We start from the raw sequence: 16899 nt of genomic DNA, 5'->3' as shown, positions 1-16899 counted from the left end.
TCAGGCCTGCCGGGATTGCGACGCCATGCTCTCGACCTCGACCACCCGATCCAGGCGCAGCTCGTCATCCGAACGCTCGCCGGGATAGCCGCCGGGCACGGCCACCACGCGGGTGTCCCCCAGCGTCAGCATCACCGGGTCGTGGACGTGGCCGTGGACCCACAGCGCCACGCCCTCCATCAGCGACTCGAGGCGAGAGGCAAAGGCCGGCGACAGCGGGTCGCCCTGATAGTGGGCAGGAATGCACTCGGCCAGGGGAGCGTGGTGGCTGACCACCACCGTAGCGCCGGCAAAGGGCCTGGCGAGCTCGGTCTCTAGCCAGGCCCGGTTCTCGCGGTGCAGCTCGACGCTGCGCTCCGGCGAGAAGACCTCGCCATCAGGTTCTTCGATGATCGCGAAGTCGGGCATCTGCCTGAGTGCAGCGGACAGCGTCTCCGCAGGGATGTCCTCGGGAGCGGCACGCTCATCGTAGAGCGCGAAGTCGGTCCACAGTGTCGTCCCCAGAAAGCGCACGCCGCCGAGCTCCAGCCGTGCATTGTCGAGCAGGTGAATGCCCAGCGTGGCCGCGCGCTCACGCATCTCCTTGCGCAGTGGCTCCATGCGATGCTTGTAAAATTCGTGATTGCCCGGCACGTAGATCACCGGATGATCGGGAAAGCGCGCAGCAGCCCACTCGATTCCCTGCAGGCCTAGATGAATATCTCCTGCCAGGATCACCATATCGGCCTCGATGTCGGGCAGCAGGCGATCCCCCTCGAAGTGCTCCAGGTGCAGGTCCGACAGGATTCTCAGGCGCATGAGCTCGCCTCCGGCTTAAGCGTTATGGGCTGCGCTCACTCATTGCCAGCCTGGCCGCCAGGCCAATGAACAGCGCCCCCAACCCTCGCTCACACCATAGACCAAGACGACGATTGCCGCGCAGCGCTGTGACCAGCCTAGCGCCCAGGATCACCAGCGGCGGTTCGATCAGTCCTGCCACCGCAATGATCAAGAACCCATGCAGGGCAAGCTGGAGGCTGGCCGGCCCTGCGCCTGGCACCACGAACTGAGGCAGAAAGGCCAGGAAGAAGATGGCGACCTTCGGGTTCAACAGAGAGATCACGACGCCCTGGCGATAGATGCTGGCAGCCCCAGGCAGAGACGGGGCCGGCGCCGCCGTTTCGCTGGACGGGCGGGCGAGCAACGCCTGAATGCCTAGCCACAGCAGGTACGCCGCGCCGACCCACTTGATCAGGCCGAAGGCGACCGCGGACGTTGCCAGCACGGCGGACAAACCCAGCGCCGCCATCAGCACATGCACGCCCGCCCCACTCCATACCCCGAACATCGCAGCGAAGCCCCCACGGCGGCCATGTCGCGCGGTCTGGCCCAGTACAAAGGCCATGTCAGGCCCCGGTGAGAGATTCAGCAGCAAGGCTGCCGACAGAAAGGTGACCCAGTGGGCCAAGGTATACTCGAGCATGGCGGATCTCGTGGCGGCAGCGTCGGTAGCAAAGCCTTCCACGCTAGGCGACGGGGCCTCAGCGCGCAACCCAGTTGAGCCAGAAACACACCTTGCTGCATGCTGTCTTCCCTTGCCCGGCCAACTCAAGACGCCGTTCCCTTCTCCCCTGCCAAGGAGTTCTACCATGTCCGCGTTGCTGCCCCGCCTCGGCTTTATCGGTATCGGTCTGATGGGCGACCCCCTAAGCCGCCGGCTAGCCAAGGCCGGTCATCCGCTGGTCCTCTACAACCGCACTCGAGCCAAGGCCGACGCCGTCGCTGCGGAGACCGGCGCCTGGGTCGCCGATAGCGTGGCACAGTTGGCCGCTCAGGTAGACGTGGTGATCACCTGCGTGGCCAATACCGAGGTGCTGCGCGAGCTGATGCTCGGGGCCGAGGGGGTCATCGCCAACGCGCGTCCCGGTGGCGCCATCATTGACCTGACCAGCGCCGACCCGGCCGCCACCCGGGAGCTTGCCCAGCTGGCCGCCGAATCCGGCCTCAGCTGGGTCGACGCCCCGGTCTCCGGTGGCGTGGCGGGTGCCGAGGCCGGCAGCCTGGCGATCATGTGTGGAGGCGACCGAGCCCACGTGGACGCCGCCAGGACGATCCTGCAACCACTGGCCTCGCGCATCACCCATATGGGTCCGGTAGGCGCAGGCCAGGTCACCAAGCTGTGCAATCAACTGCTGGTGGCCTGCAATACCGCAGCGATCGCCGAAATGGTGGCACTGGCCGAGTCCAGCGGTGTCGATGCCGGCCTGTTGCCAGAGGCCCTGGCGGGCGGCTTTGCCGACTCAACGCCTTTTCGCATGCTGGTACCGCGCATGGCCGAGCGTGATTTCAAGGCGCCCAGCTGGCACCTGCGCACCCTGCTCAAGGATGTCGACATGGCCACCGCTCAGGGATATCGGCAAGCCAGCGCCACGCCGATGGCAGCGCTGGCCGCCCAGCTGATGCGCAGTCGACTGGCCAGGGGCGAAGGCGAGAGCGATCCGGCGACGTTGATTCGGCTCTATCGTGACGACGCGCAGCGCAGCTAGACCCGTCTGCGGCGGCGCCGTACACTCGTTCGACATCCGCCATCAGTTACAGGATGCTTTTCCATGGCGTTCAACTCCACCGCCACTTACGTGGCTACCGATGCGCTCAAGCAGGCCGTCAATGCGGCCGTCACCCTCGAGCGCCCGCTGCTGATCAAGGGCGAGCCAGGCACCGGCAAGACGCTGCTGGCAGAAGAACTGGCCGCGTCCCTGGGCACCCGTCTGGTGACCTGGCACATCAAGTCCACCACCAAGGCCGCCCAGGGCCTCTACGAGTACGACGCGGTCAGCCGTCTGCGAGATTCCCAGCTCGGCATCGACGGGGTCGAGGATGTGGCGAACTACCTGCGTCCCGGCAAGCTATGGGAAGCCTTCACTGCCGACGAACGGGTGGTACTGCTGATCGACGAGATCGACAAGGCCGACATCGAGTTCCCCAATGACCTGCTCCAGGAACTCGACCGGATGGAATTCTTTGTCTACGAGACCGGCGAGACGATCCGGGCGCACCACCGCCCCATCGTGGTGATCACGTCCAACAACGAGAAGGAGCTGCCCGACGCCTTCCTGCGCCGCTGCTTCTTCCACTACATCGAGTTTCCCGACCGCGCCACCATGGAGCGTATCGTCGCCGTACACTTCCCGGATATCGCCCCAAGGCTGGTCAGCCAGGCCCTGGAAGTGTTCTTTGAGCTGCGCGAGGCGCCGGGCCTCAAGAAGCGCCCCTCCACGTCTGAGCTGGTCGATTGGCTGAAGCTGCTGATGGCCGACGACGTGGCGCGGGAAGCCCTGAGCCAGCGCGATCCAGCCAAGAGTCTGCCGCCCCTGGCCGGCGCCCTGGTCAAGAACGAGCAGGATACGGCTCTGCTGGAGCGCCTGGCCTTTATGGTGCGGCGTCAGGGGCGCTGATGTTTCTCGATCTGTTCGACAGTCTCAGGCGCCAGCAGGTCCCGGTATCCCTGCGCGAACTGCTGGACCTGCATGCCGCCGTGGACTCCGGCATTGCCTTTGCCGATGTGGACGCCTTCTATCAGTTGGCCCGCACCATCATGGTCAAGGATGAGCGCCACTTCGACCGCTTCGATCGCGCCTTCGCCGCCTGGATCGGGTCGGTGGAAAGCCTCGATGCGGCCATTGACGCACTGATCCCCGAGGAGTGGCTGCGCCGGGAGTTCGAGCGCCAGTTGAGCGACGAGGAAAAGGCGCAGGTCACGTCTTTGGGCGGACTCGAAGCGCTGATCGAGACCTTCAAGCAACGTCTCAAGGAACAGCAGGAACGCCACGCCGGTGGCAACAAGTGGATCGGTACCGGCGGTACCAGTCCCTTCGGCGCCTATGGCTACAATCCCGAGGGGATGCGTATCGGCCAGGATGGCTCGCGCCATCGACGTGCGATCAAGGTCTGGGACGAACGCCGCTTCCGCGACTATGACGATGATCAGGCCCTGGGGCCGCGCAACATCAAGATGGCACTGCGCCGTCTTCGCCGCTTCGCTCGCCAGGGAGCACTGGACGAATTCGATATCGACGCCACGATTCGCGACACCGCTCGGGATGCCGGCCTGTTGAACCTGCGCATGCGACCGGTGCGCCACAACGCGGTGAAGGTGCTGTTGTTTCTGGACGTGGGCGGTTCCATGGACGACCACATTCGCGTCTGCGAGGAGCTGTTCTCGGCGGCGCGTTCCGAGTTCAAGCACCTGGAGCACTTCTACTTCCATAACTGTCTGTATGAAGGCGTTTGGCGAAACAATGCGCGCCGTCACAAGGAGCGGTATTCCACGCTGGAGCTGATGCGCACCTTCGGCGCGGACTACCAGGTAGTGGTCGTGGGCGATGCGTCGATGTCACCCTACGAGATCACCCACCCCGGCGGCAGCGTCGAACACTTCAACGAGGAGCCGGGCGGCATCTGGCTGAAGCGACTGGTGGAGCGCTACCCGCGACTGGTCTGGCTCAACCCCAACCCACCGCGCTATTGGGAATATACTCCCTCGACCAGGATCATCCGCGAGCTGGTGCAGGAGCGCATGTACGCCATGACGCTGGAAGGACTCGACGAGGCCATGCGCGAGCTGGCTCGCTAGACCACGACCCCGGATCTGATCAAGGACCCGTCGATGCCCCACCTGCCGCAGACACTTCGCCGACTCAGACCCTTGCTGCTTGCCGGCGCATTGGTGTGGCTGGCCGGCTGCGACATGGCAACCGGGGTCGCCACACAAGGGCTGATTCAAGCCTACTCTAGGCCCGCTCTGGAACCCCGTGACGGCTATGTGGTGGACCATCGTCACCCCGCCCGGGGCCACAACAGCCGCGTGCATTTCTTGATCCTGCACTATACCGATGAAAACCAGGCGGACTCGCTGCGCGCACTCACTGGACCACGGGTCTCCAGTCACTATCTACTGCCTTTGCCCACACGACGTCTGCAGGGCTCACCCGTGGTGTTTCAGCTGGTGCCCGAGTCTCGCCGTGCCTGGCACGCCGGCGCCAGCCGTTGGGGCAACCGCATCGGCCTCAACGATACCTCCATCGGCATCGAGATTGTCAATCAGGGCCCCGACCAGCCCTGGGTCGGCAGCGAGCTGGAGCCCCCCGAGGGAGTCGGCTGGATGCCCTACCCCGACAGCCAGATTGAAGCGCTGATCGCCCTGTCCCGGGATATCATCGAGCGGCATGGCATCGAGGCCAGGCACGTGCTGGCACACTCTGACGTCGCGCCCACGCGCAAGCTGGACCCAGGCCCGGCATTTCCCTGGAAACGGCTGCATGATGCCGGCATTGGTGCCTGGCCCGAGCCGGAGCGGGTGGCCCACTATGCCCAGCGCTTCGACGCTCGCCAACGTATCGCAGGAGGGAGCCTCCCCTCGATTGAGACGGTGCAGCGGGCGCTGCGTGCCTGGGGCTATGACATCGACGTCAGCGGCGTGCTGGATGACGCGACCCGCGCCACCCTGCGAGCATTCCAGCTTCACTTTCGTCCCGCCGACTTCAGCGGAAATCTCGACGCAGACACCTGCGCACGCCTGTGGGCTCTACTGGAGCGATACCTGCCAGAGGCGCTGGCGACACTGGCCGAGCCTCAACCAGCTGAGCCTCAACCAGCCGAGCCTCAACCAGCTGAGCCTCAACCAGCCGCTCCTCCAGCCGCGCCGGGCAGGTAATGGATCACGTCGTGAAAACGCAGCACCGCGGGCCCTTCGTTGCGCATCAGGTGCGGCCGGTCAGCACAGAAACGTAGCCCTTCCCCCGCCGTCAAGCGGTGCCACTCATCGCCCACAGCCAGCACCAGCGTGCCCTCGAGCACGACCAAGTGCTCGACCACCCCAGGCGCATGGGGGCTGGAGGCGCTTTCAGCGCCTGCGGCGAGTTCAATCTCGAACATCTCGAAGCCCAGCAGGGGATCGTACGGAAACAACAACTTTGCCTGCATCCCCGCGCTATCCTGCCCCCACACCGAATCACTGGTACTGCAGTGGCGCTGCTCCAGCGGCGAGTCATCGGTGCCGGGGCCTTGCCCGAACAACGACGAGAAACTCACCCGAAAACCACTGGCGATGCGCCACAGCGTCGCCACCGTAGGACTCGACTCCCCACGCTCGATCTGGCCCAGCATGGCCTTGCTGACCCCGGTCTCCCTGGCGGTATGTGCCAGGCTCCAGCCCCGCGCCTGGCGCAGCGCCTTGAGGGAGCTGGCGATATGGTGGCCGATGTGGTGGGCAGTGTCCGACATGTCGTCTCTCATGAAAATGCGTGACGCGCACCAGTATACAGAGGCTCGAGCCCACAGCGCTTGTGCGTTATAACGCCTGCTGCTAGCCTTGGACGTTATAACGCACAATCTCCCCCCCTTCCCACCACACAGCGACACGCCCCATGACCGAGCCGTCTTCCACTCTTGCTGAGCCAGCGACTCCCCGCGAAAAGCGTCAGCTGGCCAACGACCTGCATGCTTCTACCGTGGCAGCAGGGCTGGTGTCGGTACTGATCGGCTACGCCAGCTCCGCCGCCATCATCTTCCAGGCCGCCCAGGCGGCGGCAATCCCCCCATCACAGATCGGCTCCTGGATGTGGGCCCTGGGCATCGGCATGGGCCTGACCACCCTGGGACTGTCCTGGCGCTATCGCATGCCGCTGCTGACGGCGTGGTCGACGCCGGGCGCAGCCCTGCTGGTCACCCAGCTACCGGGGGTCGCCTTCGACCAGGCCGTGGGCGCGTTCATCGTGGCCTCGGTGTGCATGCTGCTGGTCGCCGCCAGCGGCGTGGTCACTCGGATCATGGCCATCGTCCCGGCAGCATTGGCCTCAGCGATGCTGGCGGGCATTCTGCTGCCGTTCGTTCTCGATATCTTCGCTACTGTCCGTGTCGATCCCTGTATGCCATTGCTGCTATTGAGCGTATGGGTCCTGTGCCGACGCTGGCTGCCAAGGCTTGCCATCATCGCGGTGCTGATGGCCGGGATAGCGATAAGCCTGGCGCGGGGGGATTTCCAGGTCGCCCAGGTCTCGCTGATGCTGACGCGACCTGAATGGGTCTCCCCTGCGTTTGACCTGGCGACCTGTCTGGGCATTGGGGTGCCGCTGTTCGCCGTGGCCCTGACCACTCAGCACCTGCCGGGCCTGGCCATGGTCCGCAGTGCGGGCTACTCGCCTCCTGTCGGCGCCTGCCTGGGCACCACCGGGCTGGCGTCGCTGCTGATGGCTCCCTTCGCTGGGCATGGCATCAACATGGCCGCCATCAGCGCGGCGCCTTGCCTGGGGGAAGAGGCGCACCTTGACCCGCATCGCCGCTACACTGCCGGCGTGGCAGCCGGTATCGGCTACCTGGTGCTGGGAACCCTTGGCGCTACCGTGGCCGCGCTGTTCGCTGCCTTGCCTGAGGGATTGATCGCGGTAGTGGCGGGACTGGCACTGATGGCCACCCTGGGTGGGGCGATGACCACCGCCTTTTCCGACGCTCGCCATCTGGACGCGGCGCTGGTGACCTTTGCGGTCACCGCCTCTCCCCTGACCCTGGCGGGGATTGGATCAGCCTTCTGGGGATTGATCGCTGGACTGGTCATCGTTGCCCTGGGGGCATGGCGCCGCGCCTGAGAAGGCCCCAGGCGCGTTACCAAGCTAGCTGGAGGTGGGCGCTGCTCCATGAGACGCCTCGTCACTGGCCATCCGCACCATCGCCAGCGCCTCGTCCAGGGTCGCCACTTGCTCGACGCGCACCAGCTCATTGCTCAGGCTCACCGCGGTGCCGGCGCGTTCACTGATCAGCTGCTCCAGGCTCGCAAGATCACGGGCCTCGCCCATGGGCAATGCATCGACCGAGGTGGTGCTGGTGCCGGGCAGGTAGATCGTGCCGTTGGAGAAATCTACCGCGTAGGCAATCACGCCAGGCACGATGAAGAACAGCAGGCCCACACCGTTGGCGACGGCCACCACCGGGTCGATACGTCCACTGATCTGCCCCTTGCGCTCCGGATGAAAGACGGTGCCGCAGCCGGCGAGTGAGGTCAGGGTAGTGGCCAGGACCAGGCCGGTAAGCAGACGGGGTGGACGTAACATGAACAACTTCCTTTGCTGTTTCTAGCGCGATGGTAACAAGGTCGATATCGCTGCCTGGGGCGGCCGTGGAGGCCATCCCGCCGCCTTGGCGACATCTTCCATGAGAAAACTCGCACGCATCCTAGCACGTTTTTCTGCACCACTTAGCTGACCTCGCCAACGCTGCGCAGCACTCCCGCTGTCGACTCCGCTGCGGCACGTAGATTCCGGTTCGCTCCCCGCCATCGGCCAGACCTTGCGCACGTCGACACCATTTATATCACTGCATGACACTGTTTTGCCGCCGCGACGGCTTCACCGTACAATGCTCGACACTTTCGATGAGTGACATCGTCAACACACCACACTCTCCATTGCGAGCGTCGACCGATATCAGGCAGCGCCTGATCACCGGCAATAGAAGACTCTGCCGTATCCCTCGACGCTCTACGATCTATCGACTCGATGTGAAGGAATCTGCGGACCCATGCGCGCCACCGACCTGCTGATCAGTACCCTCAAGGAAACGCCTGCCGACGCTGAAGTCGTCAGCCACCAGCTGATGCTGCGTGCGGGCATGATCCGCCGTCTGACCTCTGGCCTGTACACCTGGCTGCCACTGGGCCTGCGCACTCTGCGCAAGGTGGAACGGGTCGTGCGCGAGGAAATGGATCGCGCCGGCGCCCAGGAGCTGCTGATGCCCGCCGTACAGCCTGCCGAGCTGTGGCAGGAGTCTGGCCGCTGGGAGCAGTATGGACCTGAGCTGCTGCGCCTCAAGGACCGGCATCAGCGCGACTACTGTGTCGGCCCGACCCATGAAGAAGTCATTACCGACCTGGTGCGCAAGGAAATTGCCAGCTACAAGCAGCTGCCAGCCAACTTCTACCAGATTCAGACCAAGTTCCGTGACGAGATTCGTCCGCGCTTCGGGGTCATGCGCTCGCGCGAGTTCATCATGAAGGACGCCTACTCTTTCCATCAGGACGAGGCGTCCCTCAAGGATACCTACCAGAAGATGTATGACGCCTATGTGCGCATCTTCACGCGGTTGGGTCTCGACTTCCGTCCGGTGATCGCCGACAACGGCTCCATCGGTGGCACCGGCTCCCACGAGTTCCATGTACTGGCCGACTCCGGCGAAGACGACATCGTGTTCTCCACCGAGTCCAGCTACGCCGCCAACATGGAGAAGGCTGAAGCGCTGCCGGCGCCGCTGGGCAGTGACGCCAGCCGTGCAGCGCCCAGCGAGGAGCTGCGCCTGGTCGACACCCCCAACGCCAAGACCATCGCCACCCTGGTGGAACAGCATGGCCTTGCCATCGAAAAGACCATCAAGACACTGATGGTCAAGGGCAGCGAAGGCGGTCTGGTGGCGCTGCTGGTGCGCGGCGACCACGAGCTCAACGAGGTCAAGGCCGAGCATCTGGAGCAGGTGGCCACCCCGCTGACCATGGCAAGCGAAGAAGAGATCCGTGCTGCAGTTGGCGCAGGGCCTGGCTCACTGGGACCGGTGGGACTCGACATGCCGATCGTGATCGACCGCAGCGTCGCGCTGATGAGCGACTTCGGCGCCGGTGCCAACGTCGACGGCAAGCACTACTTCGGCATCAACTGGGAGCGTGATGTGGCGCTGCCCCAGGTGGCCGACATCCGCAATGTGGTCGAAGGCGACCCCTCGCCGGACGGCAAGGGGGTACTGTCGATCAAGCGCGGTATCGAGGTCGGTCACGTGTTCCAGCTGGGCCGCAAGTACAGCGAAGCCATGAATGCCACCGTGCTCGGTGACGAAGGTCGTGCCATCCACCCGTGGATGGGCTGCTACGGCATTGGTGTGACCCGGGTGGTGGCTTCTGCCATCGAGCAGAACCACGACGACAACGGCATCATCTGGCCCGATGCGATCGCCCCCTTCCATGTGGCCATTGTGCCGATGAACGCACACAAGTCCCAGCGCGTGCGCGAAACGGCCGATCGCCTGCATGACGAGCTCACCGCGGCAGGCTTCGACGTGCTGCTGGATGATCGTGATCTGCGTCCCGGCGTGCGCTTTGCCGACCAGGAGCTGATGGGCCTTCCCCATCGCCTGGTCGTGGGAGACCGTAGCCTGGACAAGGGCGAGCTTGAGTACAAGGGGCGCCGCGACAGTGACGCCACCATGGTGCCCGCCGACGCCATCGTCGACTTCCTCAAGCAGCGTATCGCCCTGTAACAGGGCCCTCAACGGTCCCGGGCGCTGAGGCGTCCGGGCCGTTGGTGCAGGTCTGACCTGGCGGCGACGCGACAGCCGCAGGGCTGCTCATGCCGTGCTGTGAATCCTGCAGATAAAAAAACCGGCCCCGAAGGGCCGGTTGAAAAAGGGGGATGACTCCCCCTCCCCTGACGCTGGTCAATGGCTGGGTTCTGTGCACATGAGACCCAACCTGTCTACGCGGAACCTATCGCTTGCGACGATGACTGTCGCGAATGACAAAGGCGATCCAGCCCGCCATGAAGACCACAGAAAGGGCGACAGCCCCCAGACCGAAGATCACTGCATCATCGAGATACATGGCCCTGCCCTCCCCTTGCTGTGTTGATGGTTCAAGCTTAGCCGCCCTCCTGATGAATTGTGCTGACCTGAGTCAAGGGTCCCTGTGCGACATTCGCCCGCCGCCATATCAGCCGTCGTCCATTCACGCGAAAGCCGCCCAAGGGCGGCTTTTTCTGGCGGTCGCGGACAGCGCAAGCGGTGGTCAGCCAGCGGCCTACAGCACCTTGCGATCTTCCACCGATGAGGCTTCGGTACCCGCGGGCAGTGGGTGCCCCTTCGCCAGTTCCGCGCGGGTCGCGTCGCGTACCTCCAGCACCTCGACCTGATAGCGCAGGGTCTGCCCCGCCAGTGGGTGATTGGTGTCGATCACCACCGTGGTGTCCTTCACCTCGACCACGGTGACGATCTGGGGACCGGCATCGCCGGGGGTCTGAAAACACATCCCAGGGCGCAATTCCGCCGCGGGGAACGCCTGACGCCCCACCTCACGGACCAGGGACTCATCCCTGCGTCCGTATGCTTCGTCAGGGGCCAGGGTGACATCGACACGAGAACCCGGCTCGGTCGCTTCGAGCGCTCGCTCGAGCCCCGCCATCAGGTTGTCGTGGCCGTGAAGGTATTCCAGTGGCTCGCCTCGCTGACGCGAGTCGTCGAGCACCTCACCGTGGCTATTACTGAGCACATAATGGAGCTGGGCCACTTTCTGAGGGGCAATCTTCATGATGCGTTCCTTTCGGAGATAAGTCTCAGTCCTGACGCTTCAAGGCGGCGACAGGCATTTCAAGGCGCTGTTGGCGATGCAGCATGTTGAGCAGCACGATGGCGCGCTCCTCTCCCTTGTGGCTATCGAACACTGCCTTCAGGTCCTTGAACGGACCGTCGGTGATTTCGACGCTCTCGCCGGCGCGGAAATACAGCTGCCCCGGGCCTTCGTCCTTCTCTTGCCCGTGCCGACGCAACAGCTCGACCAGCTCGTCGCTGACCGGTACCGGCATCGACAGGCCGAAGGTGACGATCTTCAGCACCCCCCGGGTCGAGCGAATGGGGCGCCAGTTGCTTTCGACCTGGTCGAGGCGAAGAAACAGGTAGTAAGGAAATAGTGGCTCTTCGACCCAGGTCAGCTTGTTGCGGCGCTTCTTCTGCACTTCAAGCACCGGATGGAAGAGTTCGTAGCCCTGATTGGCCAGATGCTGAGCGGCGCGAAAGGACTCTCCACCCTTGCACTGGATTACGTACCAGCGCGGCGTGGAATCGCCACCAGTGACCGTCTCGTTGATGCTGTGACTCATGTAACTCCTTCCGGGCACCCACCAGGCGGACAAGGATATGACCTGGGGGCCTGTCTTGGTCTCAGTTTCCGGCTCGCCACCGACGCGGCTTGTCGCGCGCCGCTGGTATCGTCCCTGCGGCTTTGCAACAATTCGCCGAGCAGCGCCGGGATACTGAGCGCATTTTACCATTCGGATCGCCGACCATCATGCAAGGAGGCTTTCACATGCCCACCCCTTCGGCCATGCGCCGCTGGATCGAGGCCCTTGGCGTCTATCTGCGGCCGCCTGTACTGGCCATGCTGTTTCTGGGCTTCTCTGCCGGCCTTCCGTTCCTGCTGGTGTTTTCCACCCTGACGACTTGGCTGCGCACCTCTGGCGTCGAGGTGGCAGCCATCGGCTTCTTCTCATGGATAGGACTGCTGTATTCGATAAAGTTCTTCTGGGCGCCTGTGGTCGACGCCTTTCGGTTGCCTCTGCTGACACGCTGGCTGGGCCAGCGACGCAGCTGGATGCTGGCCGGCCAGACGCTGATGATGGCCGGACTGGTGGGCCTATCAACGCTTGATCCTGCACAGCAACTTGGCAGCGTGGCGCTATTCGCCCTGATGGTCGCCTTCGGTTCCGCCACCCAGGACATCGCCATCGACGCCTTTCGCATCGAGTCAGCGGAAGACGATGTGCAGGCAGCTATGGCCTCGACTTACATCATTGGCTATCGCGGTGGCCTGATCATGGCCGGCGCAGGAGCCTTGTACCTGGCCGACCTGGGCTCCTGGCAGCTTTCCTATCAGTGCATGGCCGCACTGACCGCCATTGGCATGATCACCGTGCTGCTGCGCCCCGAGCCTCCCCGCAAGCCCCTGGCACAGCGCCTCAGCGCAGAACCCAGGGTCAGGAGCTTCCTGCGTGCCAGCCAAGGCCAACCCGCCTGGTTCCGGCGCACCGGGGCCTGGCTGATCGGCTCGGTGGTCTGCCCTTTCCTGGATTTCTTCTCGCGCTTTGGGCTAGGCGCCCTGGGACTGCTGGTGTTCATCGGCATCTACCGCATCAGCGACCTGGCGATGGCATCGATGGCCTATCCGCTCTACGTTGATCTGGGCTTCAGTCTGGACACCATCGCCACCGTGACCAAGGTCTTTGGCGTGGTCATGAGCCTACTGGGGGGACTGCTCGGCGGGGTCCTTGTCGTGCGCTTCGGCATCGGACGCATCCTGGTGATAGGGGCTGCCGCCACCGTGCTCACCAACCTGATGTTCACCTGGCTCGCCATGAGCGGCGCTCAGAAAGAATTGCTGGTGCTGACCATCATGGGCGACAACCTTAGCAACGGTCTGGCCAGCGTGGTGTTCGTGGCGTTTCTTTCAAGCCTGACGTCTCGCGCTTACACGGCCACTCAATATGCGCTGTTCTCGTCACTGATGACCTTGCCTGGCAAGTTTCTGTCAGGCTTTGGCGGACTGGTCGTGGAGGGTTGGGGCTACCCCAGCTTCTTCGTGCTGGCCTCGCTTCTTGGCCTTCCGGCGGTGGCGATGGCGCTGTGGATCAAACGGCACTATGTGAAGGAAGAGGCCTCCAAGTGAAGGTAAAGGCCTCCAGGTGAAGGAAGAGACCTCCAGCGCCGAGGCCTGATACCGGTAGCGAACGTCAGACGCGCAGGTGCGACTGACGTTCACTCGCCGGGCGGTCACTTCAGCGGCGAGAACCGAGTTCCTGCAACCAGTCCAGCGCCCCTGGAGTCGTCCGCCACTGGTCACGCATCAGGGTGCGGTACTGCCAGGCTTCGGCACGGGTGCCAGGCTCTGCCAATTGTCCATTGGGAGGCGTCGCCGCGCGCTGAGGGTTGTCGCTGCACAGCAGAGAGACCGCATGGCTGTTATGGCGCTTGGCACTCTCCAACGCGGCCGCCGCATCGTCGAGCTGCCCCAGTCGGTACAGTGCCAGCACCTGGCCCATGTACATGCCCAACAGCGGCGCATCCTGTTCAGCGGCATCCGTTTCGCTTGCCTGCTCCAACGCCTGCCGACTCATCGACAACGCCTCGCCGTCACGGCCTTCACGCAGCAACTGGTCGAGCACCAGCTCACGCAAGCCGAGGCTGTCCTGCTCGTCCAGCGATAGCAGCAACTCGGCCAACTCACGGGAATGCTGGCGCGACCCGCGCTCCATGCCGACCACCAGGGCCAGCCCCGCGCGCAGCAGCTGCGCGTTGTCCGCCTGATCCCACTGGAAGGGACCGTCACCGCTCTGGCTGACCTGCTGCAGCCAACGCTCAAGCCGTTCGGCCAGCGGCTCGAACAGGCTGGGCGCCATCCACGGCAGGCTGCCGAAGCGACTGGTCAATGCCAGCGACACCGATTGCAGTACTGCCGGCGAATCGAGCTGTTCGGGATTGGCACACAGCGCCGGCAACCAGACGCTGGCATTGATCCAGGGGTCTCCCAGAAATCCCATGGGGGCGTCCGGGTCCACGTCCACCTGGAAACCTTCCTGGAAGGCCGCAAACAGGGTGTCTTCCCGTGCAGTGGAGCGATACACCAGCACACCATCCTGCTGTTCAACCTTGATCGGCGGAGGCGTCGGCAGCTCAGCCAGCAGGGTCTGCAGCCCCACCAGCGGCTCGGCCAGATCCTCTTCAGCGCTCAATAGCTGGTCAGCCAGGGTAGCGCCGGGGTTGTCGGCCAGATCGGCAAGAAACTGCAACTGCTCGGGATCGAGGTCGCCCTGCCGGGTCAGACGACGCAGCCAGAAGCGTGAGCGCTCCACCGCCTCCTCGTCATTGCCTTCATGCAGCAGCAGCATGGCCTCGATGTATGCCAGGGTCGGCGAATCTGGCAGGGCCTGTTGCGCACGCACGAAGGCTGCGCGGGCACTATCCAGATCGTCATTGTCCAGATGCATCAGGCACAGCCGCTCGAGGGCGACCCCGCGCAGGAACATCGGACCTCGCTCCAGCACCTCGTCCAGCAGCGCCTCCCGCTTGCGATGGAAGCCGCGCTCCTGGAACAGGTCGAGCAGTATCTCGAAGGCCGGCTCCGCCTGCTCGGGCAATCGCTCCCAGTCCGCATTGGTGAACAGGGACTCGAGTATCTGCTGGGCACGGCCGCGCTGACCGGACTCCGCCGCGATCAGGCCCGCCTCGAGCAGCGCCTGGGCGGGGGCTCGACCGCTGGCCAGCGCCGCTTTAAGTGCGTCGCCCTTCCACTCACGCAGCGACAGCATCCACATCAGGTGTGGAGGCAGGTGGCCCGGCAGGCTGACCGCACCACAGCACTGTTTCATCTTGCGTCCGGAGTCACACCAGCAAGGCTCGTTGCGGCCGGGGCGCGCCAGGGTTTCACAGGCGAAATCGAGCCGAGCCAGCGGCGTCTGCGACCACAGCTCCGGCGCCAGCGCCTGGGCCAGCGACTTGTCGCCACCCACACAGTCCGGGCCTTGCTCCCGCGCCCAGCTCATCAGGCTGGGATAGCGTTCATCCTGCCGAATGGCTGCCAGGGCGCCAGAGGCATAGCCCAGCAGTTGATCCACCCATAACGCCAGCATCGCCCTCTCCCCTGAAATTAAAAACGGCACAGTCTAACAGTGCAGAGCTCAGCTTGGCAGACCCACGCCCTGGCCGGCGTAGGTCTGAAAGACCTGCGCTGTTCGATTCTGCATATCCAGGCGCGCCTCGAGACGCACCAGGTTCCAGTAATGTCCGTTGAGCGTGCGCGCCAACATCAACATGCCGGGCGGTGGCTGGAGACGGTCCAGCGCGCTCCATACTCTGGGACTCAGCTCGCGCAGACGCCGATGGACACGCACATCACCAAAATCCTGCAGCCCCGGCGCAAACAGCGGGGCAATGGCCTCGGCCGACTCCTGATACAACGCCAAGGGCGCGCCTTCGCCCTGCCGCCCGCCGAGTCCTCGAAGGGCCTCATCCATGGCCACAGGGTCCCGTTCCAGGGTCGCCGACAGCAGCGCCAGCATGCCCCTCAGTCGCTCCGGTGGCACCGCTATCACCGCCCCCAGGTCGTACAGGATCAAGCGACCCTGATCATCCACGGCAAAATTACCGGCATGAGGATCGGCATGCACCTCGCCATGGACGAACAGTTCCTCTGTCAGCCAGTCCGCCAGCGTGCTGGCCACGTGCTGCCGTCGTTCGTCATCGACCTGCTCGATCTCGCGCAGCGGTGTTCCCGGCACATACTCCATGGCCAGCACTCGAGACGTGCAGAGGGAGTCGACAGGTGCGGGAATGCGGATATTGCCCCAGGCGTCATAGCGCTCACGATAGCGCCTCAACATGTTGCCCTCAGCGACGTAGTCGAGCTCCTGGCGCAGGCTCTCGGCCAATTCATCGAACAAGGCATCGAGGCGACTCTGGGAGACCTTGAACCAGCGCCCCAGGCGAAGGATACGGCGGACCTGTGCCAGGTCCTGCTCCAGCACCTGCTCGAGGCCGGGGTACTGTACCTTGAGCACCACCTGCTGCCCTTCCAGGGTAGTGGCGAGATGCACCTGCCCCATGGATGCGCTGGCGAAGGGCGCGGGCTCGACATGACGAAACAGTGCCTGCAGCTCACCCAGTTCCTGCTCAAGCGTCGTCCGAATATCCTCCCACGGCGCCGGAGTGGCATTGCGCTGCAGGCGAGCCAGCTCCTCGGCGAGCTCAGGGGGCAGCAGGTCATCCCATTGGGACATGACCTGAGCCAGCTTCATGGCTGGCCCCTTCAGCTCCGACAAGCCGTCGAACAGCGACTCGCCAAGCGCCTGCCAGTCGGCATTGCCGCCTACCCGGGATCGCAGTAGCGTGGTCCCCGTGCGCACCGACAGACCCAACATACGGCGCGTTCTTCCAGCCTGTCGCATGATGCTCCTCGTGCCACCAACGGCAGCGGTCGCGGCGCTCGAGATGGCAAGACTGCCTGGTCAGCCCACTCTCGATGCATAAAAAAATGATATAAGAGTTGTACATCAATCACGTCATGGTACACCTGGCATCGCTCTTCAGATACTGGAAGAATATCCAGAAACATCCCTTCTGTGGTGC

At 64.2% G+C, this 16899-nt stretch carries 16 protein-coding genes; 7 read left to right on the top strand and 9 right to left on the bottom strand.

Translation table 11 applies throughout. The annotated features are described in order from the left end of the window. Both KUV41_RS15545 and KUV41_RS15540 read right to left on the bottom strand, forming a co-directional pair. Positions 1-798 carry a metallophosphoesterase gene (locus KUV41_RS15545; protein ID WP_222486683.1) on the bottom strand — a complete coding sequence of 266 codons (798 nt, stop codon included), beginning with the start codon at positions 796-798 and terminating at the stop codon, positions 1-3. A gap of 22 nt (positions 799-820) precedes the next feature. Next, a complete protein-coding gene (locus tag KUV41_RS15540; protein ID WP_206937772.1) occupies positions 821-1462 on the bottom strand; it encodes a LysE family translocator in 642 nt (213 codons plus the stop codon). Between the two features lie 166 nt (positions 1463-1628). On the opposite strand from KUV41_RS15540, the gene KUV41_RS15535 reads away from it, so the two are divergent. The 4 genes from KUV41_RS15535 (at position 1629) to KUV41_RS15520 (ending at position 5692) form a co-directional block, all read left to right on the top strand. Then, positions 1629-2525 (top strand): NAD(P)-dependent oxidoreductase, encoded by an 897-nt coding sequence (locus KUV41_RS15535; RefSeq protein ID WP_222486682.1) that lies wholly within the window; start codon positions 1629-1631, stop codon positions 2523-2525. A gap of 63 nt (positions 2526-2588) precedes the next feature. Beyond that, positions 2589-3434, top strand: a complete 846-nt coding sequence (locus KUV41_RS15530) for an AAA family ATPase (protein WP_222485443.1) — start codon at positions 2589-2591, stop codon at positions 3432-3434. Beyond that, complete coding sequence (locus KUV41_RS15525) at positions 3434-4612, top strand: vWA domain-containing protein (RefSeq protein WP_222486681.1); 1179 nt, start codon at positions 3434-3436, stop codon at positions 4610-4612. Before KUV41_RS15530 ends, KUV41_RS15525 begins: the two co-directional genes overlap by 1 nt. A 33-nt stretch (positions 4613-4645) precedes the next feature. After that, positions 4646-5692, top strand: coding sequence for an N-acetylmuramoyl-L-alanine amidase (locus KUV41_RS15520; RefSeq protein WP_261396069.1), 1047 nt, complete (start codon positions 4646-4648; stop codon positions 5690-5692). On the opposite strand, the gene KUV41_RS15515 is transcribed toward KUV41_RS15520, so the two are convergent. Next, the gene (locus KUV41_RS15515; protein ID WP_206937764.1) at positions 5656-6261 is read right to left on the bottom strand and encodes a helix-turn-helix domain-containing protein; all 606 of its coding nucleotides are present in this window, start codon (positions 6259-6261) and stop codon (positions 5656-5658) included. The genes KUV41_RS15520 and KUV41_RS15515 overlap by 37 nt on opposite strands. A gap of 143 nt (positions 6262-6404) precedes the next feature. On the opposite strand from KUV41_RS15515, the gene KUV41_RS15510 reads away from it, so the two are divergent. Further along, a complete protein-coding gene (locus tag KUV41_RS15510) occupies positions 6405-7622 on the top strand; it encodes a benzoate/H(+) symporter BenE family transporter (RefSeq protein ID WP_222486680.1) in 1218 nt (405 codons plus the stop codon). A gap of 24 nt (positions 7623-7646) precedes the next feature. Here the strand turns inward: KUV41_RS15510 and KUV41_RS15505 are convergent, their stop codons facing one another. Beyond that, complete coding sequence (locus KUV41_RS15505) at positions 7647-8084, bottom strand: hypothetical protein (RefSeq protein WP_206937751.1); 438 nt, start codon at positions 8082-8084, stop codon at positions 7647-7649. 466 nt (positions 8085-8550) lie between these two features. On the opposite strand from KUV41_RS15505, the gene KUV41_RS15500 reads away from it, so the two are divergent. Further along, on the top strand, positions 8551-10272 hold the full coding sequence (locus KUV41_RS15500; RefSeq protein ID WP_222163068.1) for a proline--tRNA ligase: 1722 nt from the start codon (positions 8551-8553) through the stop codon (positions 10270-10272). A gap of 226 nt (positions 10273-10498) precedes the next feature. Here KUV41_RS15500 and ccoM read toward each other — a convergent pair whose 3' ends face one another. From ccoM to rfaH, 3 genes are all read right to left on the bottom strand, one after another. Continuing rightward, positions 10499-10612 (bottom strand): cytochrome c oxidase subunit CcoM, encoded by a 114-nt coding sequence (gene ccoM / locus KUV41_RS19660; protein WP_277987364.1) that lies wholly within the window; start codon positions 10610-10612, stop codon positions 10499-10501. Positions 10613-10807: 195 nt separating this feature from the next. Then, positions 10808-11314 (bottom strand): peptidylprolyl isomerase, encoded by a 507-nt coding sequence (locus tag KUV41_RS15495; RefSeq protein WP_222238216.1) that lies wholly within the window; start codon positions 11312-11314, stop codon positions 10808-10810. Positions 11315-11339: 25 nt separating this feature from the next. Then, a complete protein-coding gene (rfaH, locus tag KUV41_RS15490; RefSeq protein WP_206937742.1) occupies positions 11340-11882 on the bottom strand; it encodes a transcription/translation regulatory transformer protein RfaH in 543 nt (180 codons plus the stop codon). 206 nt (positions 11883-12088) lie between these two features. Between rfaH and KUV41_RS15485 the strand changes: the two genes are divergently transcribed. Further along, the gene (locus KUV41_RS15485; RefSeq protein WP_206937724.1) at positions 12089-13444 is read left to right on the top strand and encodes an AmpG family muropeptide MFS transporter; all 1356 of its coding nucleotides are present in this window, start codon (positions 12089-12091) and stop codon (positions 13442-13444) included. A gap of 109 nt (positions 13445-13553) precedes the next feature. Here KUV41_RS15485 and KUV41_RS15480 read toward each other — a convergent pair whose 3' ends face one another. Together KUV41_RS15480 and KUV41_RS15475 are read right to left on the bottom strand one after the other, a co-directional pair. Then, a complete protein-coding gene (locus KUV41_RS15480; RefSeq protein ID WP_222486679.1) occupies positions 13554-15404 on the bottom strand; it encodes an SEC-C domain-containing protein in 1851 nt (616 codons plus the stop codon). A 48-nt stretch (positions 15405-15452) separates the two neighbouring features. Beyond that, positions 15453-16718 carry an ABC1 kinase family protein gene (locus KUV41_RS15475; protein ID WP_222486678.1) on the bottom strand — a complete coding sequence of 422 codons (1266 nt, stop codon included), beginning with the start codon at positions 16716-16718 and terminating at the stop codon, positions 15453-15455. Positions 16719-16899: the final 181 nt, after the last annotated feature.

This window comes from Halomonas sp. DP8Y7-1 (assembly GCF_019801685.1).
Taxonomy (GTDB): domain Bacteria; phylum Pseudomonadota; class Gammaproteobacteria; order Pseudomonadales; family Halomonadaceae; genus Halomonas; species Halomonas litopenaei_A.
The sequence above is the reverse complement of the archived record's forward strand: the minus strand, read 5'-3'. Positions and strand labels throughout refer to the sequence as shown.